Raw genomic sequence first — 21,121 nt, 5'->3', positions numbered from 1 at the left:
CAAGTGATGCCAAAATCCTCTGACACTTCAACAAAACCGCCGCAGCATTTCGACATTCTCGTTGCGCCCGGCTATGTGCTGTTGGAGTTGGCATCACTGGTCGAAGTACTGCGGCTCGCCAACCGGGTGTGTCCGACCCCTCCGTTCACATATAGCTATCGGTCGCTTAAGGGCGGCCCGATTTCCAGCAGCAGCGAGGCGACAGTTCAGACCGAAGCCGTCCCGTCGCAACCGAAGGCGGATTATTTGTTCGTGATCGGGAATTCCGATCCTGACCATCCCGATCTGTCACTGGGCCGTGTGGTGTCTGACTACACGTTCCGCGGGGCCAAAGTGTTCCTGCTGGCCGAAGCTGCCAGCCGTTACATTGACGAACACGGTACCGACGATATGGCAACTCATTGGGAGAACGCCTCGTTTCTGCGCGAGCGCGGCGCGCGGTTCGAAGCCAAATTGTCGATAGCGACCGAGCAGGGTGCAGTCGTGACCTGCGCTGGTATGGAGGCGACAACCGATGTGGCGCTTGCGTTGATCGGCCGTCATATCTCTGGCCCTGCCAAGATGACCGTTGCGGATATCATGCTGCACGAAAACATTCGTGATTTTTCTTCGATGCAACCGTTTTCCGGGGCGAAATTGACCTCGACCGGCGATGCAAAGTTGGACCAATGCATCAAGCTGATGCAGGCCAATATTGAAGACCCTCTGCCGATCCACGAGATTGTCGATTCGCTGCACCTGTCCAACCGGTCGTTAGAGCGGAAGTTCAAAACCTTCTTCGGTACAACGCCCAATGGGTTTTATCGCGAAATGCGATTGGCCAAGGCCAATAACCTGCTGCTGAATACGACTATGAGCGTGCGTGAAATCGGTCTTGCGTGTGGATTTCCCAACGGGTTTTCCTCGGTTTACAAAAGCTTTTTCGGCGTTACGCCCTTTGTTGTTCGGCGGGAAAAGCGAGCTGCGTCACATCGGTGAAAATCACCGATACTGTGACGATTTTGGTGCCTTAACTGTCGATCTTTCGTGGCAATTTGGCGCAAACCTGACACAGCGGAGATTTCAGGATGGTTGATCTTCCAAGCAAGGCCCGAGTGGTCATCATCGGCGGCGGCGTCATCGGATGCTCGGTCGCGTATCACCTGACCAAAAAGGGCTGGAAGGATGTTGTTCTGCTTGAACGCAAGCAGCTGACCAGTGGCACTACTTGGCACGCGGCGGGCCTGATTGCGCAGCTGCGCGCGACGAAGAATATGACCAAGCTCGCGAAATACAGTCAGGAACTGTACGGTTCGCTTGAGGAAGAAACTGGCGTTGCCACCGGGTTCAAGCGCTGCGGTTCGATCACCGTCGCCCTGACCGAAGAGCGCAAGGAAGAGATTTACCGCCAAGCGGCTATGGCCCGCGCCTTTGGAGTGGAAGTCGAAGAGATCTCGAACGCGCGCGTGCAAGAGCTGTATCCGCATATCAACCTCGACGGTATCAAAGGTGCCGTCTACCTGCCGCTGGACGGGCAAGGTGATCCGGCGAACATTGCCTTGGCTTTGGCCAAGGGTGCACGCCAACGCGGTGCCGTTGTAAAAGAACGCGTGAAAGTAGCTGAAATCGTCAAGCAGGGCCGCAAAGTTACTGGTGTGGACTGGGTTGCCGATGACGGCAGCGCCTCGGGCCATATTGAATGTGACATGGTGGTGAACTGCGCCGGCATGTGGGGTCACGAAGTTGGCCGCATGGCGGGTGTGAATGTGCCTTTGCATGCGTGCGAACACTTCTACATTGTCACCGAGAATATCGAGGGCATGACCCAGCTGCCTGTTCTGCGCGTGCCGGATGAATACGCGTATTACAAAGAAGACGCGGGCAAAATCCTGCTGGGCGCCTTTGAACCGGAATCGAAGCCTTGGGCGATGGATGGTATCCCCGACTCGTTTGAATTCGACCAGTTGCAGGAAGATTTCGATCACTTTGAGCCGATCTTGGAAAAGGCGGTCGAGCGTGTGCCGCTGTTGGCCGAGGCCGGGATTCATACGTTCTTTAATGGACCGGAATCCTTCACGCCTGACGACGCGTATCACTTGGGTCTGGCGCCAGAAATGGACAACGTCTGGGTTGCAGCGGGCTTCAACTCGATCGGTATCCAGTCAGCTGGTGGCGCGGGTATGGCGTTGGCTGAATGGATGGACAGTGGTGAAAAGCCGTTTGACTTGGGCGACGTTGACATCAGCAGGATGCAGCCATTCCAAGGCAACAAAAAGTACCTGTTCGAACGCTCCAAGGAAACGCTGGGTCTGCTCTACGCCGACCACTTCCCCTATCGCCAGAAGGCCACCGCCCGTGGCGTGCGTCGGACCCCGTTCCATCATCACCTGCTGGAACAGGGCGCAGTGATGGGCGAATTGGCCGGTTGGGAACGCGCCAACTGGTTCGCCAGCGAAGGGCAGGAACGCGAGTATCAGTATAGCTGGAAACGTCAGAACTGGTTCGAAAACTCGGCCGCTGAACACCGCGCCGTGCGCGAGAACGTGGGCATGTATGACATGTCGTCGTTTGGTAAAATCCGCGTCGAAGGACCGGACGCCGAAAAGTTCATGAACTTCATCGGTGGCGGTGACTACTCGGTGCCGAATGGCAAGATCGTTTATACCCAGTTCCTGAACCGCACTGGCGGGATCGAAGCTGATGTGACCGTCACCCGCTTGACTGAGACGGCTTACTTGGTTGTTACCCCTGCTGCGACCCGTCTGGCCGACCAGACCTGGATGATGCGCCACGCGGGCAGCTTTAATGTGGTCATCACGGATGTCACCGCAGGCGAGGGCGTTCTGGCCGTCATGGGTCCGAACTCGCGCGCACTGCTCGAAAAGGTTTCACCTGCGGATTTCTCGAACGCGACCAATCCGTTTGGTACTGCACAAGAGGTTGAGATCGGTTTGGGGCTCGCTCGTGTGCACCGCGTAACCTACGTGGGTGAACTGGGTTGGGAGGTCTATGTCCCGTCAGACATGGCCGGTCATGTCTTTGAAACTCTGCACGAAGCTGGTCAGAACATCGGTCTGAAATTATGTGGCATGCACATGATGGATAGCGCACGGATCGAGAAAGGCTTCCGCCATTTCGGGCACGATATCACTTGCGAGGATCACGTGGTCGATGCTGGGTTGGGCTTTGCCGTTAAAGTTGACAAAGGCAGCGATTTTATCGGTCGTGAAGCTGTAATTGGGCGCAAAGAGAGTGGGCCAAAAAATCGTCTGGTGCAGTTCAAACTGACCGACCAGGAACCTTTGTTGTTCCACAATGAGCCGATCATCCGCGACGGTGAGTACGTTGGTTACCTAAGCTCGGGTAACTACGGGCATACGCTGGGTGGTGCGATCGGTCTTGGCTATGTACCTTGTGAAGGTGAGAAGGCAGCGGACGTGCTGGCCTCGACTTATGAGATCGACGTGTGTGGTGTGAAGGTCAAGGCAGAGGCGTCCTTGAAGCCGATGTACGACCCTAAATCAGAGCGCGTCAAAGCGTAATCAAGTTGTCGGGGCGCTGCGGCGCCCCGCTTCTTTTCTAAAGATTGTCAGGGGCAAGCGCGATGTATCAGAATTCCTGATGACCTGTTTCACAGTTTTTGCGGTTCCCAAGCTAGTCTGTATTGCCGTAGAGAAACACGGCATCAGTTGGAGACCCTCCATGGCAAAAACCCCTATTCCGCCAAATAACGCTGACACGCCGAAAGGACTGGCGTTTGCTGTTATAGCCTACGTTCTTTGGGGCTTTCTGCCGCTATACATGAAAGCTATGGCACACATTGGTCCGGTTGAGATCGTGGCGCATCGCATCATTTGGTCTGTTCCAATAGCAGGGTTATTGTTGGTGGCTTTGGGGCGCACACGCGATCTTAAATCGGCGCTGGTGAACCCGAAAATGCTGGCAATGGCGTGCCTGACAGCGGCGTTAATCTCTTTGAACTGGGCGATTTATGTCTGGGCAATTGCAAGCGGGAACGCGCTGGACGCAGCGCTGGGATACTACATCAACCCGCTGTTCAGCATTGCGTTGGGCGCGGTTCTGCTGCGCGAGCCATTGACGAAAACTCAACTGGCGGCGGTTGCAATTGCGGCGTTGGGTGTTCTTATTCTGGTTGTTGAAGCAGGTAGTCTGCCTTGGGCCGCCCTGGGATTGATGGTGACATGGGGGTTTTACGCCTTTTTCAAGCGATCACTGCCGATAGGTCCCAACCAAGGCTTTCTGCTTGAGGTTCTGATCCTGCTGGTTCCCGCGCTGACTTTTGTTACTTGGCTGGGCGTGCAGGGAACCGGGCATTTCGGAGCTGTCGCAACGGACACTATGTTGCTAGCAGGGGCGGGTGTGGTCACGGCAGTGCCTCTGCTCGTCTACGCCAACGGGGCTAAACTGGTGCGGTTGTCCACTATGGGCGTTCTTCAATACATTGCGCCAACAATGATTTTCATCACCGCCATCGCAGTGTTTGGTGAGGAGATCGATCGTGGACGCATGATCGCGTTTCCTCTTATTTGGATGGCGCTTGTTGTCTACTCGGTCCCGATGATCCGGCAGATGCGGGCTCAGGCCTGACGCAGAAGGCGGACGGCCTCTTCAGCCCAAATAGCGTAGGTTTTGGGGCTGGGATGATATCCGTCGGGCGCAGCCAAGGCCGGATCGTCGGGCAGGTTCAAAGCCAAGTGGCGCGCTTGCGGAAAACTGGTCGTGACCTGCATTAAGCCCTGATCCAACCGCGCGGCCTGACGACCCAAAACCCAGGCCAACGGTTGTGGCAATGCCGGGAACCGGTTGATCTGTGGAACACCGGACACCACCAAACGTCGAATGCGCATCGGACCAGTCAGAAGTTCCAGCAATTGCATTTGCCGTTCAACAAAACGTCGACGTGTCACCCCCCGGGTGACGTCATTAACCCCTAGCGCAGTGACTGCCATGTCGAACTGGTTGTTAATGTTACGCAGGCGCGTGATCGTATCCTGTGTTGTGTGTCCGGTTGTTGCTTCTAACCGCCATTCCACGGTGTAGTGCTTTGCCAACCGAGCTACCAATTGTCCGGAAAGTGCCTGCGCCTGAGTTCCCGCGCCAACACCTGCGGCAGAGCTGTCTCCGGCAATGAGCAAACGCAAACGTGGGCCGCGCCCCTCACGGCCTTCGCGCGGGCCAAACGGTTCTGGCAGCAGTTGCACCTTGCGGCGGACGGACAGGCCTTGGGCCGCTAGGATAGGCAGCAGCGGCACGCGCAGAAGCTGATCCGGAGCGACAGGCATGGTCAGCTTAGCGCGTTTTTAAATTCAAGGAACCGCGCGTCGGTCATGATGCGTGCCATCATGGCCTCTCGCAATGCGCCAATGGTTTTATGAGGGCGCATTGCGACTTCAAACTCTTGTATCAACCCTTCATCGTTAAGGGTGATCAGGTCGACGCCCACCGCATCCAAGTCACCAACCTTGCACTGAAATTCCAGCGCCCAGTCTTGGCCGTCCCCCATCACGCGGCGATAACTAAAGTCCGAGAAAACTTGACCCACATGACCCAACACTGCCGCCACGGGCGCGCGCCCGGTCCAGGTGTTGTAGTACGTGGGCGGTGAAAACCTCACATCTTCGGCCAGCAACCCTTGGATCAGGCTCTCATCGCCCTTGGCGACGACCTCTTTCATGCGTTCGATCGTAGGGTGCATGGTTTCTCCTTCCGCTTTGCAGCAGAGTTACTGAACTGTTTCGTTCAGGCAAGCCCGACGTTGCGGGAGGCAGCGTGCTGCGATAGGCAGGCGCCCATGAGCGAGACCTATGACCCCCCAATGACGCCCTTGGAGGTGTTGCACGAAGACGCCCAATTGATCGTGGTGAACAAACCCTCCGGCCTGCTATCCGTGCCGGGGAAGGGCGAGCATCTGAGCGACTGCCTTTTGTCCAGGGTACAGGCAGCGTTTCCGCAGGCACTGTTGGTTCATCGGTTGGATCGTGACACCTCGGGTGTAATGGTTTTTGCCCAGACCCCTCATGCGCAGCGGCATCTGAGCATGCAGTTCGAGAACCGCCAAACCCGCAAGACCTATGTGGCGCGTGTCTGGGGAAGGATGGAAGAAAAAACCGGAACCGTCGATCTGCCGCTGATCGTCGACTGGCCTAATCGCCCGCGTCAGATGGTATGCCATGAGACTGGAAAACCCGCCGTCACCGATTGGCGTGTCATAAAACACGAAAAGGAAACAACCCGCCTGCGTCTATTCCCCAAGACCGGCCGTTCGCATCAGCTGCGGGTTCACATGTTGGCACTGGGTCACCCGATTCTAGGAGATCCGTTCTACGCTGAAGGTGCAGCGCGGGATTTCCCGCGCCTAATGCTACATTCCGAGGAATTGCGCCTGAAAAACCCCGAAGGCGGGGTGTCGATGAAGTTTCGCGCCAAGGCAGATTTCTAGTCTCAGGTCGTACTGGTCCACAGCATTTTCAGATTGCCCAGTGAAAACCGTTTTGTCCGCTTGCGTGGCGCACAGGGTTGGCGAGCGGCCATGATCTCGCGTTCGATCTCAAACGCGCGCAGGCGGTGACTCTGAGCCCAACGATCCAGTTTCAGTTTCATCATCACGTGATTGTCGCGGCTTGGCATGATTGAACTCCTGATTAAATTAAATCAAGCTTCGCGCATCACTCCTGACACCGTGTTGTCAGGGGGGTGTGTTAGAGTGTCAGCAGATCAATCGGAGACTCCCTCATGCGTCGTTCCACCCGTCTGTTTGAAATTATCCAAATCCTTCGTGCTGCCGAAACGCCTGTGACGGCCGAGGCGCTGGCTGATAAGCTCGAGGTTTCCGCCCGCACGGTGTATCGCGACATTGCAGCGCTGCAGGCGCAGCGCACCCCGATTGAGGGAGAGGCAGGGGTCGGCTACCTGATGCGCCGAGGCTACGACCTGCCACCGTTGAATTTCGATGCCGAAGAAGTCGAGGCGCTGTGGGTCGGTCTATCGATGCTGGCCCGTACCGGTGACAGCACGCTGCAACAGGCAGCTGATCGGGTGTGCCGTAAGATCGAAGCGTTGCGCGTCCCTGCCGACTGGTTGCAAGTTGCCCCGTGGGGGGCGCCTATGGATGATCCGGCTAAGGGCTGCGTGCCTGTAGTGAATTACCGAGAAGCCATTCGCAATGAGCGCAAGGTCCGTATCACGTATGTGAACGCCGAAGGTGATCGGAGTGAGCGCGTCGTGCGCCCCGTGGCCCTGATTTATCACATCGAGTGCACCATGTTGGCCGGGTGGTGCGAGCTGAGAAACGGGTTCCGGCACTTCCGTACCGACCGCATCTGGGCCTGTGAGCTGACGGACGATCATTTTTGCGGGCAGGGAGAGCCGTTAAGAGCGATCTGGCAAGAACAGAACCACTGGGACGCCATGGCAAGCGCTTCGTAAGCGGCGGGTATTCGCCTATTTCACCGAATTGTTGCTTGAGCCTGCCTAGGTGCGCCGCGATATACTGCAGCAAACAATACGCGCCCGGCGAACGGGCGCAGGAGCAGAAGGTGATACCATGACGATTTCCAAGTTTGTTTTGTCGGCCGGGCTATGCTCGGGCATGTTTTTGGGTGCGTGCACGGACCCCAGTACATTGAACCTGCCTTCCGATCCCAATCAAAACACCAAGCAGGGCGCGCTTCTGGGTGGTCTGGTCGGCGCTGGCGTGGGTGCGATTGCAAATGATTCTGACCCTCTTTTGGGGGCACTGGCCGGTGGCGCCATCGGTGCGGCCGGGGGCGGACTGATTGGCAACCAGTTGGACAAGCAGGCGGCAGAGCTACGTCAACAGTTGGCCAATGATGGCATCACCGTCACAAACGCAGGCGATCGCCTGATCGTCACGGTACCGAACGATATTTCCTTTGATACTGACAGCGCGACGGTCCGTCCTGCACTGCGTTCAGACTTGGTACGGGTGGGACAGAACTTGACGCGCTACCCCAACTCAGACGTTCAGGTCGTTGGCAATACCGACAGTGATGGAGAGGCATCTTACAATCAGGCCCTGTCCGAACGTCGCGCACAGTCTGTAGCCGATATCCTTCAGGCCAATGGCGTCAGCAGCGCCCGGATATCGACGATTGGTCTGGGCGAAAGCCGACCCGCCGCTTCGAACCTGACGCCGGAGGGAAAGGCCCGAAATCGTCGCGTCGATATCGAGATCATCCCCAACGGCAGCGCGTAGCTTAATGGGGCACTGGAAGGTGCCCTTTTTTGCACATTGACTGCGCGTCACTTGGCCTTTGGCATGCGCGCCGCTTGAGCTAGCTATTGGGAGACACCATAGCGGAGTTTCCCGATGTCCGAACCGATCCTGTTGAGCCTTTCCGGCTCATTGCGCCAAAGCGCGACCAATCGCAAATTGCTGCGCGAGGCTGCTCGACTGTTCGATCCTGGCACCCATATCGAGGCCGACCTGAACCTGCCTTTATACGATGGTGATTTGGAAGATGGCGAAGGCGTCCCCGCAGCGGTGCAAGCGCTGGCAGACCAGATCGCGCAGGCCCACGCGGTAATCATCTCAACTCCGGAATACAACAAAGGGCCATCTGGTGTTCTGAAAAACGCGCTGGATTGGGTCAGCCGAACCGAAGGTCGCCCGTGGGCTGACAAGCCAGTGGCCGTGATGTCGGCAGCGGCAGGTCGTGCGGGGGGTGAGCGCGCCCAGATGGTATTGCGCAGCTACATGGTTCCGTTCCAGCCGCGTATCCTGCAGGGACCTGAAATTCACTTGGCAAACAGCTCGAACGAGTTTGACGAACAGGGGAAATTGACCAGCGACCGCTATGAAAGCAATTTGAGAACCCTGATGGAAAAGCTGCGGGTCGAGGCGGGCTTCTAAGACTTGTTCGCACAGGCTGTGCTGCCTAATCTGCTGCCATGGCAGAAGAACTTCAGATCGACGCAATAGACCCCGCCCGCGCCACCGCGCTTCAGGTGGCATTGGGGCAGGACGCGACGATCGAAGAGGGCACGCCGCTACCGCCGTTTTTTCATCAGCTCTATTTTTGGTCTCCGAGACCGCCGGAACAGTTGGGTCGGGATGGCCATCCGAAGGTGGGTGGCTTGATTCCTGACTTGGGTCTGCCCCGTCGTATGTGGGCCGGAGGGCGATTGCAATTCAACGCGCCTTTGATCGCTGGCCGCAGGGCTGAAAGGCGATCCACTTGCGAGAATGCGACGACGAAAACCGGGCGCACCGGGCCGCTAGGGTTCGTGACTCTGCGGCATGAAATTTGGCAACGTGACGTTCATTGCCTGACCGAATGGCAGGATCTGGTCTACCGTGAGGATGCGACCGCAGCGGAGGTCAAACCCGTCGCTCCGACCGCGCGAACAGATGAGACAGACTGGCGAGACGTCACTTTCGATTCAACCTTACTATTCCGTTACTCGGCGCTCACTTTCAACGGCCACCGCATCCACTATGACCTGGACTACGCTCGAGACGTGGAAGGCTACGCTGGGCTGGTTGTTCACGGCCCGTTGCTAGCGCAGCTTCTAATGTTGTTTGCTCAGGAACTTATGGGTCCCTTGAAACAGTTTTCTTTCCGCGCCACGGCGCCATTGATGCACTTTGAGTCTGCTACATTGGGTCGGAACGAACAAGCCCTCTGGGTGCGTGGACCTGACGGGCGACAATGTATGACTGCTGAGGCTATTCCCAAATCAGAGTGACGCTTGGGGTCGGAAATCGTCTGGAATCTCATCCTGCCCCTCCAGCACAAGGTCGGCCATCACTTCGGCGACTTTGGGTGCCATGCCAAAACCGATCTTAAAGCCTCCGTTGGCGATGAACTGACCTTTGTGCAGTGGGTGAGACCCCAACATTGGCGCGCGGCTTTTGCTACGAGGGCGGACACCAGCCCAACGTTCTATGACCTCAGCCCCGTGCAGCAGCGGTACCGCTCGCATGGCGCGGTCCAGTACGTCGTCCAACGCCGCATCCGTGCTGGACGGGTCTTCGTAGTCGCGTTCCGATGTGGAACCTATCGCCAGAGTTCCATCCGAATGGGGCACGATATGGATCGCGTCCGCAAACAGTTGCGGTGCCTCGCCAGCATCGAACCGCAGCAGTGCGGCCTGCCCTTTGACTCCATTGCCAACGGTTCTTTCGAATGCGTTGCTCAGTTCAAGCAATCCCGCAAGGCCAGTGGCGTGAACGACCTGCCCCGCATCCGGTGCATCTGGCACCACCTCAACCCCCATCACAGACAGGGCTGCCACGAGCGCGGCACAAGCCCGTCGGGGGTGCATACGGGCGCTGAGCGTGTCGTGAATGACGAACCCGGTCGGGCTGGGCGGGCACCATGACCCAAGTGCCTCTGTCTCAACCACCCGCCATTCGGCGCGGCCTTGCCACAGTTCGGCTGCGGTGATCGAACGAGCATGAGCAAGTTCAAGCGTGCGGGCGTCGGCGATGGGCTGCAAGCGGCCCAGTCTGGCATATCCTGCTGAGACGCCTCCGGTCGCCTCAACTTGCATCCAAAACGGCTCGGCCATGATCAGGCTGTCAAACTGAAAGGCCTTCTTCGCGTTCCAATTCTCGGGCACATGGGGGGCTAAGGCGCCGACCAACCCTCCGCTAGAGCCTGCACCTGGGCCAAACGGGTCGACGACCTGCACCTTGGCGCCGCGGCGGGCGCAGGTCCAGGCGATGGACAGGCCAAAGATGCCAGCACCACGCACCGTTACATCGACCATTGCCATTCCTCTTTTCCTTGTTCAGTGTCGCGCCGCTTAGCTACAGGATTCCCCGATGGCAGACCAGCGCGCTGAACTGACATGGACCGAGGATCAGATTCCGGTCTCGGACCGTTTCGATGATCCCTATTACTCGTTGCAAAACGGGTTGGAAGAAACGCGCCATGTGTTCTTGACGGGCAACGATCTGCCCGCACGTTTCGCGCCGGGTTTCCGCATTGCCGAGTTGGGTTTTGGCACTGGTCTAAATATGCTTACCGTATGGTCCGAGTGGGAGAAATCCGGCCAGACCACGCCCCTGACCTTCACCAGTTTCGAAGCTTTTCCGATGGCTCATTACGATATGGCTCGCGCGTTGGCAGCCTTCCCCGATCTTGCGCCATGGAGCGAACGTTTTCTTGCCCGTTGGCAGGGCGGACGTTGTGATTTGGACACCTTGCATCTTGAGGTGGTCGAAGGGGACGCACGTGTAACGTTGCCCGATTGGTCGGGTGCCGTCGACGCATGGTTTCTTGACGGATTCTCTCCGGCCAAAAACCCTGAGCTTTGGGGTGCTGACTTGATGCAGCAAGTGGCTGCCCATACCGCCAAGGGTGGCACGGCAGCCACCTATACAGCTGCCGGGTTCGTGCGGCGCGGTCTGCAAGAGGCGGGTTTTACCGTCACCCGCACGCCCGGGTACGGTCGCAAGCGTCATATGACCCGGGCGGTTCGGGAATGACGCAGCAGAACAACTCTCGTGCGGGTATCGCGCTGATGATAGCGGCGACGATTGTGTTTGCCTTGCAAGACGGAATTTCGCGCCATCTGGCTGGAAACTACAACACCTACATGGTCGTGATGATCCGTTATTGGTTCTTTGCGGCCTTTGTCGTCGCTTTGGCCGCGCGCGCGCCCGGAGGAATAAAGGCTGCGACGCAGACCAGCCAACTGGGGTTGCAGGTGTTTCGTGGCCTCTTGCTGGCCGCTGAAATCTGTGTTGCCGTATACGCCTTTACAGTGCTGGGGCTGATCGACACCATGGCCGTCTTCATCTGCTACCCCCTTCTGGTTGCTGCCCTTAGTGGGCCGGTTCTTGGCGAAAAAGTTGGCTGGCGGCGTTGGATGGCGATTGGTGTTGGATGCATTGGGGTGCTGATCATCCTGCAACCGGGCGTGGGCGTTTTTAATCCTTGGGCCGTTCTTCCTTTGATGTCTGCGCTGATGTTTGCGGTCTATGCGCTGCTGACCCGCTACGTTGCCAGAAAGGACAACACGGCCACCAGTTTCTTTTGGACTGGCGTTGCCGGGGCAATTGCCATGACGCTGGTGGGGGCGTGGTTCTGGGAGCCAATGGAACGTGCGGATTGGGCTTGGATGGCGTTGCTATGTGTTAGCGGAGTGTGCGGCCATTGGCTGCTGATAAAATGCTATGAAATGGCCGAGGCCAGTGCGGTGCAGCCATTTGCCTATTTTCATCTGGTTTGGACAGCCATACTCGGCATTTCGGTCTTTGGTGAAGCGCTGCGGCCAGAGGTGGTACTGGGCGCAGCCCTTGTTGTCAGCGCGGGTCTGTTTACCCTATGGCGCGAACGAAGCCAGAGTTGATCCAATCAGTTCCTGTGAAAACGGGACAGGCAACGCTGGCTGCCCCAGACGGGCACGATAGACCGGCAGGCTTTCAGCCACACGCATTACATAATTGCGGGTTTCGCTGAAGGGGATCATTTCAATCCAATCGACGACGTCGATTTCACCAGCGCGTGGGTCACCATACCGGTCCATCCATGAAATCGGACGTCGAGGTCCGGCGTTATAGCCCGCCGCCATCATCACCACATTGCCGTTAAAGTTGGCGGCCAAGCCCGAGAGGTAGTTCGCGCCCAGTTTGGCGTTATATTTCCAGTCCGATGTCAGCTTGACTGTCTTGTGCCCACTTAGGATACCCATTTCCTTAGCTACTAGCTGCGCCGTGGCAGGCATCACCTGCATCAACCCACGAGCCCCAGCGCCGCTGACCACAACCGGGTCAAATTCGCTTTCACGACGGGCAATGGCCAGTGTCATCTCTTTCGCCATCGGCAGGCCCATATCGGCAACCGGATGTACCGGGTAATAGGCCGCGGGCAGCACGACGCCTGTTTTGGCCGCGCGCTTGGCGATCATTACTGCCAGATGCGGCTCTTTGAGTTCGATCACCAAGTCGCCCAACTGTGTGGCCTGCACCTGATCCAACTCTTCCACCAGATGGGTTAGGAAGCGTTCGGCTAGGTTGTCTTCGCCCGCGCGTAGTAACACAAGCCCCGCCTCAAGCACGCTGGAATCGGCGAATTTGGCCTGTTTCCAATGTGGAGCTCGACGTGGGTTGGCCAATTCGTTGTCGAAAGGTCGACCGATCCGTTCTGCCGCCAATAGGCCGTAGAATGAAGTCTGGTGATCGGCACCTACCGCGTAAGCCTCATAGGCTTTATCAGCATCGCCATTCGCCGCGTGGGCCCGTCCCAGCCAGTAGCCACCGCGGCCTTTCGAAATCGGAGACTGAACTGCGCCCGAGAAATTCTGGAAATGCCGAACCGCCGTGGCTGGGTCGTTGAGTTTGCGCAGGGCTAGAAAACCAGCCAGCCATTCGAGATCTGCATAGGCATAACCCATTTCCGGGGTCATGTGGTGGTTCGCGGCAATTTTGTAAGCGCGGTTTACGTCGCCGTTTCGCATCTCAAGTCGCGCCAAACGGCGACGACCTTCAGCCCATTTGTCTGGCTCACCCAAGGCGTCAGGCCCGGTTGAACGCGCCAGCATCAAATCTATCGCGCTATCATCCAGTTCCTTTTTGTCGCGCCAGACAAACCGATCAAAGGCTAGGCCCGGCGCGTCGGCCACGGTTTTCGGTACCGCCGCAACTTTACCATCCACGCCAGGCAGGCGTTTTTGCAAAGCGATCCGCGCCTCGGCCAGCTTGCGCTGATCTGAACTGACCAACGGCAGCATCTGCCCAGCACTGATAAGATGATTGTCCCACAACATCCGGTCCAATCTGGCCGCGTGGTGAGGCTTCAGCAGGTTACCGAAATTCTCCAGATAAGCCTTCTGCAGACCTTTTCCCATCGGCATAGTGCGCCACGCAGCGACGATGTCTGCCTCGGCGTCTCCTTGGCGACCCTTTGCCTTCAACGCAACGGCGTAGTTCAACGCGCCTTCGGCCGTCTGAGGCAGCACATCGGCATAAAATTTCAACGCCCGGTCGGGATCCGCCCCGGTAAATGCAGGTTCGCTTTTGCGCCGTAGCCAAGCCAGACCCGGCCAATCCGGGCGACGTTCCAGAAACACCAACACATCGCCCGAGCTGCCAAAGCCTTCGCGTAGCCAGTGCCAGACGATGATATCGCGCGTGACCGATCCTCGTTGACCCGACACTTGCAGGGCCGCGTTCCAATCGCCCTTTCTCATCTCATTCATCCCGGCGCGCAGGTCGCCTACAGCGTCAGCCTGTGCCTGCCCAACTGAGCCAAGAATCATCGCTATCAAAAGCGCTATAACGCGTGTCATGCCTTGCATTTCCCAACCAACCAAGGATAGAGCCATTTAGGATAAACCTTGTGCCGAAGGTATCAACTCACATCGCCATGAATGTGACGATCTTTGGGCACAAAAAACACAAACTGCACTCTAAGGAGCGTGTCATGTTCAAAGGCTCAATGCCAGCCCTCGTCACTCCGTTCACTAACGGCGAGTTGGACCTGAAGACGCTCAAACACTTGGTTGAATGGCACATTCAGGAAGGCTCGACCGGATTGGTGCCTGTTGGCACCACTGGGGAAAGCCCCACGCTCAGCCACGAAGAACATGAAACTGTTGTGGCAGAGGTGGTCAAAGCATCAGCGGGTCGTGTACCCGTGATTGCGGGCGCGGGCTCGAACAACACGGTCGAGGCGATCCGCTTTGTGCGATTCGCTGAACGGATCGGAGCGGATGCGGCGCTGGTCGTGACGCCATATTACAACAAGCCCACCCAAAAGGGTTTGATCTCGCATTTCCGCGCGCTGCATGACTGCGCGGACATTCCGATCATAATCTACAATATCCCAGGCCGGTCCGTCATCGACATGACGCCTGAGACTATGGGCGAACTGGCAAAGCTGCCGCGCATTATCGGTGTCAAGGATGCCACCGGCGATCTGGCCCGCGTCAGCCAGCAACGTGCCTCGTGCGGACCCCAATTCTGTCAGCTGTCAGGTGAAGATGCCACCGCGTTGGGTTTCAACGCGCATGGCGGCGTTGGCTGTATTTCGGTAACGGCAAATGTCGCGCCGAAACTATGCGCCGAATTCCAGCAAGCCACACTGGACGGTGACTACGCAAAAGCGCTCGAATACCAGGATCGCTTGATGCCGTTGCACGAAGCGATCTTTATTGAGCCTGGATTGGTCGGGGCAAAATACGCGCTCAGCAAATTGGGTCTGTGCAGCGAAGAAGTGCGTTCACCCTTAACACTGCTGGAAAACAGCACCAAGACAGCCATCGACGCTGCGATGGCGCATGCCGGTCTGATTTAAGGTCAGTAGGATGAAAAAAGGGCGGCCTCTGGAATCAGAGCGCCGCCTTTTTTGTACAGATATTCAGCGTTTGCCGTAGTACAGCCCGACCACATGTTCAGCTTGGGCAAAGAAAAGCCAGCGTGAAACCACAACGCCGGTCAGATGCGACAGCACAGCAAGCAACGCAAAGACATGCTTGATCGCGACGCCCGAGACCGGGATCAAGATCAACAGCAGCGGTAGAACGAACGCTAAGCCAAAAGAAATCATGCGCAGTTTATGGGCGTGTTTGCGCCCAACCACGTGAACGAACTCTCGCAACAGGTAATTCGTTCCTGTGTGTGGGGGTTCAAATGCGCGAACTGCTCCTCGATCTCCTAATCCGGTTGCGGTCCCCAGATTGGTTCCGGACTGGGCAAGTGCGTTGTCACCTTTTGCCCAGTAGGCAAGTTGCACGGCACCGGCGATGGCCAGCAACCACGGCGCCAGCGCTTCGGCTCCGGACAAAAGCGCGCCACCTGCCAGGCTAAAGGACAGGAAGACTGCTGGGGTTAGGTTCATATTCCAACGCGGGATCGTCTTGAGCTGGGTGTAGATCATCGAGGTGGTGAACACGGTGGCAAGGCTGAGTATTGCGCCGATCCACCCTAAAATCGTCCAATGGCTTTGTAGGAACACGGCACCGAACGCATAAAGCGCCATGACTACTAGGGCGGCAACGGCACAGACCCCTTCACGGCTGAGCCAGCTGGATTTCCATTGGCTGAACGCCTTCCAGGCGCGTTCGGGATGGCCCAGGTGGAACGTCGATGCCAGCAGGCCACCAACGGCCAGTCCATAAGCGATGACGTAGAAGACAAAGGCCACAAATCCAGTAACGGCGGGCTGACCAAGGCCAAGGAAAAACAGCAACCCGAAACCCAAGCCGGAAAAGGTCGTGAAGATGATGACAGAAGGGGCCGGGTGCATCAGAGCTTCTCCAGAGTTTTGTCGAGCCAGCCGAGGAAGCCCTTGGGTTCTTCGGCGACTGGGGCCAACAGTGGCGCAAGAATGTCGATCTGGTCTTCGATCTGATCCTTGGGCCGCGGCGGTAAGTATTTGTTGACGGGTTTGGTGCCCATTTCCGGCATCAGGTCCATGCCTTCGCGTTCAGCGACTAATTTACTTACATCGCTGTCGGGATCACCAAGATCGCCAAAATGGCGCGCACCCGCCGGGCAGGTGCGTACGCAGGACGGGACGCGGTCCACTTCGGGCAGGTTTTCGTTGTAGATACGGTCCACGCAGAGGGTGCATTTCTTCATCACACCCTCGGCTACGTCCAACTCGCGCGCGCCGTAGGGACACGACCACGCACACAAGCCGCAGCCGATGCAGTCACTTTCATTGACCAGTACGATGCCATCCTCGACCCGCTTATAACTGGCACCGGTGGGGCAAACAGTGACGCAAGGGGCGTCTTCGCAATGCAGGCACGATTTCGGGAAATGGATCAGTTGGGCGTTACCTTCGGCTGGCTGTACTTCGTACGAATGCACACGGTTCAGGAACGTACCCGATGGATCGCCACCGTACGCATCCTGATCAGACAGGGGCGCGCCGTAGTTTTCAGTGTTCCAGCCTTTACAAGAAATCACGCAGGCGTGGCAGCCGACACAGGTATCCAAGTCGATGACCAAGCCCATTTTACGTTCGGTGGATTGGGGGAGCTGAGTCATTTGCCAACCTTCCATGCGATATCTTTCGGGCCAGTGCCGACCGGTGACTTGATCGGTGCGAACTCGGGCTGGCTTTCCGCGTCCGAAGGCGGGTCTGCCTTTTCGATTTTCACCTTAAGGTCGAACCACGCGGCCTGACCTGTCACCGGGTCGGAGTTGGCCCAACGCATTCCGTCACCTTTCGGCGGCAACAGTTCGTGGATCAGGTGGTTCAGCAGGAAGCCTTTCGTCGCCTCTGGTGCGTCATCCTGAAGGGCCCAAGCCCCTTTGCGCTTGCCAATCGCGTTCCATGTCCAGACGGTGTTTTCGTTCAGTGCCGCCATTTCCATGACCGGCACTGTGATTTCGCCATGCGGAGAGCTGACCTTGGCCCAATCGCCGTCTTGCAACCCATGTTCCCGCATTAGCTTGGTCGGCACATAAAGCGGGTTGCGGCCGTGTAATTGGCGTAACCAAGCGTTCTGGGTGCCCCAGCTGTGATACATCGCCATCGGGCGCTGGGTCAGCGCGTTGATGGTGAACCCCTCGTTGCCCTGCTGATCGGTTTCGTACCAGATCGGCAGCGGGTCCATCGTGTCTTTGATCCGCTGGCGCAGGTGGTCAGGCGGTTGGCGGTCACCGTGGCCTTCGGCGGCCAGTTGGAATTTGCGCATCGGTTCCGAGTAAAGCTGAAACAGATAAGGTTGCGGGCTGTCATAGATGCCCATCCCAACGGCCCAGTCCTGATAGGCCGCATTCCATGGTTTATAGTAATCTGCACCTTCGGGAATATGCGCGACGTAAAACCCACCATTTTCGATATAGCGGTTGAGTTGGTCGGGATTGACCTCTCCACGCCCTTCTTTGTCGCCGTTTTCGCCCCGGAAACCGGCCAGTGGGCCGATGCCAGGCTTGCGCTGATGGTTTACGATGTAGTCAGCGTAGTCTTTCCACTTTGGCGTACCGTCTTCGTTGGTGAAGCCCGGCAGGCTCATACGGTTGGCGAGTTCGATCAGAACCGACTGGAAGCCGCGCACGTCGCGGTCCGGTTCGATCACTGGCCAGCGGATCGCGTCGGCGGCGGCGTCAGCCTCGCAGATCGGGCGGTCCAGCAGCGAAATACAGTCGTGCCTTTCCAGATAGGTCGTGTCGGGCAGGATCAGGTCGGCATAGGCAACCATTTCCGACGAATAGGCATCGGAATAGATTATCTTTGGAATGACGTATTTGCCGTCCTCGTTGCGGGCGGTCAGCATCTCCATGACGCCCTTGGTGTTCATGGACGAGTTCCACGACATATTCGCCATGTACATGAACAGCGTGTCGATCTTGTAGGGATCGCCAGCGGCAGCATTTGAGATTACCATATGCATAAGCCCGTGGGCGGACATGGGGTTTTCCCAGGTGAACGCCTTGTCGATCCGCTGCGGTGTTCCGCAATCGTCGATCAGCAGGTCTTCTGGGCCACGCGGGAAACCAAGATGTGGCCCTTCCAGTGGGCGACCCGGTCGGCGGTCGCCATGTGGTGTGGGGTGGGCTTCGACCGGTTTTGGATAGGGCGGCTTGAAGCGGAAGCCACCTGGAACCTCAACGGTGCCCAACAGAATTTGCAACACGTGCAATGACCGGCAGGTCTGGAAACCATTGGCATGAGCCGAGATACCGCGCATTGCGTGGAAGCTGACCGGTCGGCCGATCATTTTAGCGTGCTTTTCACCGCGGAAGTCTGTCCATTCGTGGTTCAGCTCAATTGCCTCGTCAAAGGCGACGCGGGCAATTTCAGCAGCGATGGCGCGAATGCGGCTGGCGGGAATACCACAGCGCTCGGCCACGTTTTCAGGTGCATGATCGTCTGACAAGTATTTCTCGGCCATCAAGTGGAACACTGGTCTGTGCGTGACACCGTCCTTCTCGTAGGTGGCCGACAGGTCAGGACGAACGCCTGGTTTGTCAAAAGCAGTGGGTTCGCCAGTGGCGCGGTCTATCACCAGCGGTTTGCCATCGGCGTCGCGCAGGAACAGCCCTTTCTCCGGGCCTTCGGCGGCATTGACCAAAACCGGCGCGTTGGTATAGCGGCTGAGGTAATCGAGGTCGATCTTGCCAGCCTTCATAAGCACGTGGATCAGCGACAGGATGAACAGCCCATCCGTGCCGGGTGTGATCCCAACCCAGTCATCCGCCACCGCGTTATAGCCCGAACGGATCGGGTTCACCCCGATCACGCGCGCGCCGCGTTTTTTAATCTTACCGATGCCCATCTTGATTGGGTTGCTGTCGTGGTCTTCGGCCACGCCAAACAGCATGAACAGTTTGGTGTGATCCCAGTCGGGCTGGCCGAATTCCCAAAACGCGCCGCCCATCGTATAGATGCCGCCCGCTGCCATGTTCACGGAGCAGAATCCGCCGTGGGCGGCGTAGTTCGGGGTGCCAAAGTTCTGCGCCCAAAAGCTGGTGAAGCTCTGGCTTTGATCCCGCCCAGTGAAAAAGGCCAACTTCTGCGGCGCGGTTTCGTGCAGTTCGTTCAGCCAGCCGACGGCAGTGCTGATGGCCTCATCCCATTCGATCTCGCGAAACTCACCCGATCCGCGCGGGCCGACCCGGCGCAAGGGCTTGCGCAGACGAGACGGTGCATTGACCTGCATGATCCCGGCGCTGCCCTTGGCGCAAAGAACACCTTTGTTCACCGGGTGGTCACGGTTGCCTTCGATATAGGCGACTTTGCCGTCCTTCATGTGCACGTTGATGCCGCAGCGACAGGCGCACATGTAACAGGTGGTGCGCCGGACCTCGTCCGAGACTTTCGGGCTGGTGTCGATCTTCGGTTGCTGGATGGTCATCTGGCGTCCTTCTGTCGGGGCAGCGTATCAAGTCAGGAATGTTAGTCCGGTTAAGATAAACCCTGCAATAAAAAGAGTTTCTGTCGTGATTGGCAGTCGGGGCTTTTGAAGACGTATGGCCTTGGCCAAAACCATTTCCGTGCTTGGCGCAGCCGGGACAGAGTCATTGGCGGTCCAGTCGCCGGAGGTATGACGCAATTGGGTCAACACGTTTCCGGCGCAGTTTTGGATTGTTGTGCCTGAACAGCGGTCACGGCGATCATATGTAGCACATCATCGGCCGAGCACCCGCGCGACAGGTCATTGGCCGGCTTGGCAAGGCCTTGCAAAACAGGGCCAATAGCTTCAGCACCGCCAATCCGCTGCGCGATTTTGTAGCCAAGGTTACCAGCATCCAAATTTGGAAAGACAAAGACGTTAGCCTGCCCTTGGAGCGGCGAGTCCTTGGCCTTTTTGCTGGCCACTTCGGGCACAAAGGCAGCGTCGAACTGCAGCTCGCCATCGATTAGCAAGTGTGGGCTGGCGGCCTTGGCGATGCGAGTGGCTTCAACAACCTTGGATACCTTGGGATGTTTGGCGCTGCCGCCAGTGGAAAACGACAACATAGCCACGCGCGGTGTTTCACCAGTTAGCGTTTGATAAGAAGCGGCTGATGCTTGCGCGATCTCGGCCAGCTCCTGTTCGTTGGGATCCACGACCAGACCGCAATCGGCAAAGATATGAACGCCCTGAACTGTGTGGTGGTCGCGCTCATAAATCATCAGGAAAAAGCTGGACACCATATGAGCGTTTGGTGCCTTGCCAATGATCTGCAATGCAGCGCGCACAGTATCTGAGGTGGTTTCAACCGCACCCCCCACTGTGCCGTCGGCTAGACCCAAATGAACCAACATTGCGGCATAGTTCAGACGGTTCTTAATCAGGTCCTGTGCATTTTCGGGCGTCATGCCCTTGTGCTTGCGCAGCTCATAGTAGGCCGTAGCAAAACGATCTGTATGCGGGGAGGTGGTTGGGTCGTGGATATCGATCCCACCGACATCGGCTCCACCTTTTTCAGCCAACAGCGCAGTGACTTTGGCTTGATCACCCACAAGGATGATTTCGGCGGCATTCTCGGCACGTGCTTTCAGCGCACCTTCTACAACACGTGGATCATCGCCCTCGGCAAGGGCGATGAACTTTTTGGAACTGGTTGCAGCCCCAAGAATTTGACGCAGGGGCTTCACTGTGATCAGGCCTCGGCTTGGTGTGCCATGTCTTCGGCTGCGATACCTGCGACGGCGACGGGTTTTTTCATTGCGTCGCGGCGGAAGGGTTCGCCGAGTTCCTGGTTGATCAT

At 57.5% G+C, this 21,121-nt stretch carries 20 protein-coding genes; 11 read left to right on the top strand and 9 right to left on the bottom strand.

All coding sequences use genetic code 11. From position 1 onward, the window contains the following. Positions 1-6 precede the first annotated feature (6 nt). The 3 genes from ACR0L3_RS17370 (at position 7) to rarD (ending at position 4,587) form a co-directional block, all read left to right on the top strand. Positions 7-978 carry a GlxA family transcriptional regulator gene (locus ACR0L3_RS17370; protein ID WP_480747015.1) on the top strand — a complete coding sequence of 324 codons (972 nt, stop codon included), beginning with the start codon at positions 7-9 and terminating at the stop codon, positions 976-978. A gap of 89 nt (positions 979-1,067) precedes the next feature. Beyond that, complete coding sequence (locus ACR0L3_RS17365) at positions 1,068-3,521, top strand: GcvT family protein (RefSeq protein WP_480747014.1); 2,454 nt, start codon at positions 1,068-1,070, stop codon at positions 3,519-3,521. 160 nt (positions 3,522-3,681) lie between these two features. After that, positions 3,682-4,587, top strand: coding sequence for an EamA family transporter RarD (gene rarD, locus ACR0L3_RS17360; RefSeq protein WP_480747013.1), 906 nt, complete (start codon positions 3,682-3,684; stop codon positions 4,585-4,587). Here the strand turns inward: rarD and ACR0L3_RS17355 are convergent. Together ACR0L3_RS17355 and ACR0L3_RS17350 are read right to left on the bottom strand one after the other, a co-directional pair. Next, complete coding sequence (locus tag ACR0L3_RS17355) at positions 4,578-5,282, bottom strand: SGNH/GDSL hydrolase family protein (protein ID WP_480747012.1); 705 nt, start codon at positions 5,280-5,282, stop codon at positions 4,578-4,580. The two genes, rarD and ACR0L3_RS17355, sit on opposite strands and share 10 nt — an antisense overlap. A 2-nt stretch (positions 5,283-5,284) precedes the next feature. Further along, the gene (locus ACR0L3_RS17350; RefSeq protein WP_480747010.1) at positions 5,285-5,695 is read right to left on the bottom strand and encodes a nuclear transport factor 2 family protein; all 411 of its coding nucleotides are present in this window, start codon (positions 5,693-5,695) and stop codon (positions 5,285-5,287) included. Between the two features lie 96 nt (positions 5,696-5,791). Here ACR0L3_RS17350 and ACR0L3_RS17345 point away from each other — a divergent pair, with 96 nt between their 5' ends. Next, positions 5,792-6,439 carry an RluA family pseudouridine synthase gene (locus ACR0L3_RS17345; protein WP_480747009.1) on the top strand — a complete coding sequence of 216 codons (648 nt, stop codon included), beginning with the start codon at positions 5,792-5,794 and terminating at the stop codon, positions 6,437-6,439. 2 nt (positions 6,440-6,441) lie between these two features. Here the strand turns inward: ACR0L3_RS17345 and ACR0L3_RS17340 are convergent, their stop codons facing one another. Beyond that, positions 6,442-6,627: a hypothetical protein gene (locus tag ACR0L3_RS17340; protein WP_480747008.1), complete on the bottom strand. Its 186-nt coding sequence runs from the start codon at positions 6,625-6,627 to the stop codon at positions 6,442-6,444. A 105-nt stretch (positions 6,628-6,732) separates the two neighbouring features. Here ACR0L3_RS17340 and ACR0L3_RS17335 point away from each other — a divergent pair, with 105 nt between their 5' ends. The 4 genes from ACR0L3_RS17335 to ACR0L3_RS17320 all read left to right on the top strand — a co-directional run bounded on the left by ACR0L3_RS17335 (position 6,733) and on the right by ACR0L3_RS17320 (position 9,708). Beyond that, the gene (locus ACR0L3_RS17335) at positions 6,733-7,425 is read left to right on the top strand and encodes a helix-turn-helix transcriptional regulator (protein ID WP_480747007.1); all 693 of its coding nucleotides are present in this window, start codon (positions 6,733-6,735) and stop codon (positions 7,423-7,425) included. Between the two features lie 118 nt (positions 7,426-7,543). Further along, on the top strand, positions 7,544-8,215 hold the full coding sequence (locus ACR0L3_RS17330) for a YiaD family glycine zipper/OmpA-like lipoprotein (RefSeq protein ID WP_480747006.1): 672 nt from the start codon (positions 7,544-7,546) through the stop codon (positions 8,213-8,215). A gap of 114 nt (positions 8,216-8,329) precedes the next feature. After that, complete coding sequence (locus ACR0L3_RS17325) at positions 8,330-8,872, top strand: NADPH-dependent FMN reductase (protein WP_480747005.1); 543 nt, start codon at positions 8,330-8,332, stop codon at positions 8,870-8,872. Between the two features lie 38 nt (positions 8,873-8,910). Continuing rightward, a complete protein-coding gene (locus ACR0L3_RS17320; protein WP_480747004.1) occupies positions 8,911-9,708 on the top strand; it encodes an HTD2 family dehydratase in 798 nt (265 codons plus the stop codon). Here the strand turns inward: ACR0L3_RS17320 and ACR0L3_RS17315 are convergent. Continuing rightward, positions 9,700-10,740 (bottom strand): NAD(P)/FAD-dependent oxidoreductase, encoded by a 1,041-nt coding sequence (locus ACR0L3_RS17315; RefSeq protein WP_480747002.1) that lies wholly within the window; start codon positions 10,738-10,740, stop codon positions 9,700-9,702. The genes ACR0L3_RS17320 and ACR0L3_RS17315 overlap by 9 nt on opposite strands. 49 nt (positions 10,741-10,789) lie before the next feature. Here ACR0L3_RS17315 and mnmC2 point away from each other — a divergent pair, with 49 nt between their 5' ends. Beyond that, positions 10,790-11,455: a tRNA (5-methylaminomethyl-2-thiouridine)(34)-methyltransferase MnmC2 gene (gene mnmC2 / locus ACR0L3_RS17310; RefSeq protein ID WP_480747001.1), complete on the top strand. Its 666-nt coding sequence runs from the start codon at positions 10,790-10,792 to the stop codon at positions 11,453-11,455. Next, complete coding sequence (locus tag ACR0L3_RS17305) at positions 11,452-12,321, top strand: DMT family transporter (RefSeq protein WP_480747000.1); 870 nt, start codon at positions 11,452-11,454, stop codon at positions 12,319-12,321. Before mnmC2 ends, ACR0L3_RS17305 begins: the two co-directional genes overlap by 4 nt. On the opposite strand, the gene ACR0L3_RS17300 is transcribed toward ACR0L3_RS17305, so the two are convergent. Continuing rightward, on the bottom strand, positions 12,295-14,259 hold the full coding sequence (locus ACR0L3_RS17300) for a lytic transglycosylase domain-containing protein (protein ID WP_480747140.1): 1,965 nt from the start codon (positions 14,257-14,259) through the stop codon (positions 12,295-12,297). The genes ACR0L3_RS17305 and ACR0L3_RS17300 overlap by 27 nt on opposite strands. A gap of 134 nt (positions 14,260-14,393) precedes the next feature. On the opposite strand from ACR0L3_RS17300, the gene dapA reads away from it, so the two are divergent. Further along, positions 14,394-15,266 (top strand): 4-hydroxy-tetrahydrodipicolinate synthase, encoded by an 873-nt coding sequence (gene dapA, locus ACR0L3_RS17295; protein WP_480746999.1) that lies wholly within the window; start codon positions 14,394-14,396, stop codon positions 15,264-15,266. Between the two features lie 63 nt (positions 15,267-15,329). Here the strand turns inward: dapA and ACR0L3_RS17290 are convergent, their stop codons facing one another. The 4 genes from ACR0L3_RS17290 to pta form a co-directional block, all read right to left on the bottom strand. Further along, the gene (locus ACR0L3_RS17290) at positions 15,330-16,217 is read right to left on the bottom strand and encodes a dimethyl sulfoxide reductase anchor subunit family protein (RefSeq protein WP_480746998.1); all 888 of its coding nucleotides are present in this window, start codon (positions 16,215-16,217) and stop codon (positions 15,330-15,332) included. Then, a complete protein-coding gene (locus ACR0L3_RS17285; protein WP_480746997.1) occupies positions 16,217-16,966 on the bottom strand; it encodes a 4Fe-4S dicluster domain-containing protein in 750 nt (249 codons plus the stop codon). The genes ACR0L3_RS17290 and ACR0L3_RS17285 overlap by 1 nt, the downstream gene beginning before the upstream one ends. Beyond that, positions 16,963-19,782: a molybdopterin oxidoreductase family protein gene (locus tag ACR0L3_RS17280; protein ID WP_480746996.1), complete on the bottom strand. Its 2,820-nt coding sequence runs from the start codon at positions 19,780-19,782 to the stop codon at positions 16,963-16,965. Before ACR0L3_RS17280 ends, ACR0L3_RS17285 begins: the two co-directional genes overlap by 4 nt. A gap of 203 nt (positions 19,783-19,985) precedes the next feature. After that, a complete protein-coding gene (gene pta, locus ACR0L3_RS17275; RefSeq protein ID WP_480746995.1) occupies positions 19,986-21,008 on the bottom strand; it encodes a phosphate acetyltransferase in 1,023 nt (340 codons plus the stop codon). Positions 21,009-21,121: the final 113 nt, after the last annotated feature.

It is taken from the genome of Ruegeria sp. CK1, from assembly GCF_056536545.1.
This window is presented reverse-complemented; position numbering and strand designations above follow the sequence as displayed.

Excerpts from the sequence above, each read along its gene's own strand:
- ACR0L3_RS17370 (WP_480747015.1), top strand. The coding sequence starts at position 7 with ATGCCAAAATCCTCTGACACTTCAACAAAACCGCCGCAGCATTTCGAC.
- ACR0L3_RS17365 (WP_480747014.1), top strand. The coding sequence starts at position 1,068 with ATGGTTGATCTTCCAAGCAAGGCCCGAGTGGTCATCATCGGCGGCGGC.
- rarD (WP_480747013.1), top strand. The coding sequence starts at position 3,682 with ATGGCAAAAACCCCTATTCCGCCAAATAACGCTGACACGCCGAAAGGA.
- ACR0L3_RS17355 (WP_480747012.1), bottom strand. The coding sequence starts at position 5,282 with ATGCCTGTCGCTCCGGATCAGCTTCTGCGCGTGCCGCTGCTGCCTATC.
- ACR0L3_RS17350 (WP_480747010.1), bottom strand. The coding sequence starts at position 5,695 with ATGCACCCTACGATCGAACGCATGAAAGAGGTCGTCGCCAAGGGCGAT.
- ACR0L3_RS17345 (WP_480747009.1), top strand. The coding sequence starts at position 5,792 with ATGAGCGAGACCTATGACCCCCCAATGACGCCCTTGGAGGTGTTGCAC.
- ACR0L3_RS17340 (WP_480747008.1), bottom strand. The coding sequence starts at position 6,627 with ATGCCAAGCCGCGACAATCACGTGATGATGAAACTGAAACTGGATCGT.
- ACR0L3_RS17335 (WP_480747007.1), top strand. The coding sequence starts at position 6,733 with ATGCGTCGTTCCACCCGTCTGTTTGAAATTATCCAAATCCTTCGTGCT.
- ACR0L3_RS17330 (WP_480747006.1), top strand. The coding sequence starts at position 7,544 with ATGACGATTTCCAAGTTTGTTTTGTCGGCCGGGCTATGCTCGGGCATG.
- ACR0L3_RS17325 (WP_480747005.1), top strand. The coding sequence starts at position 8,330 with ATGTCCGAACCGATCCTGTTGAGCCTTTCCGGCTCATTGCGCCAAAGC.
- ACR0L3_RS17320 (WP_480747004.1), top strand. The coding sequence starts at position 8,911 with ATGGCAGAAGAACTTCAGATCGACGCAATAGACCCCGCCCGCGCCACC.
- ACR0L3_RS17315 (WP_480747002.1), bottom strand. The coding sequence starts at position 10,740 with ATGGCAATGGTCGATGTAACGGTGCGTGGTGCTGGCATCTTTGGCCTG.
- mnmC2 (WP_480747001.1), top strand. The coding sequence starts at position 10,790 with ATGGCAGACCAGCGCGCTGAACTGACATGGACCGAGGATCAGATTCCG.
- ACR0L3_RS17305 (WP_480747000.1), top strand. The coding sequence starts at position 11,452 with ATGACGCAGCAGAACAACTCTCGTGCGGGTATCGCGCTGATGATAGCG.
- ACR0L3_RS17300 (WP_480747140.1), bottom strand. The coding sequence starts at position 14,259 with ATGACACGCGTTATAGCGCTTTTGATAGCGATGATTCTTGGCTCAGTT.
- dapA (WP_480746999.1), top strand. The coding sequence starts at position 14,394 with ATGTTCAAAGGCTCAATGCCAGCCCTCGTCACTCCGTTCACTAACGGC.
- ACR0L3_RS17290 (WP_480746998.1), bottom strand. The coding sequence starts at position 16,217 with ATGCACCCGGCCCCTTCTGTCATCATCTTCACGACCTTTTCCGGCTTG.
- ACR0L3_RS17285 (WP_480746997.1), bottom strand. The coding sequence starts at position 16,966 with ATGACTCAGCTCCCCCAATCCACCGAACGTAAAATGGGCTTGGTCATC.
- ACR0L3_RS17280 (WP_480746996.1), bottom strand. The coding sequence starts at position 19,782 with ATGACCATCCAGCAACCGAAGATCGACACCAGCCCGAAAGTCTCGGAC.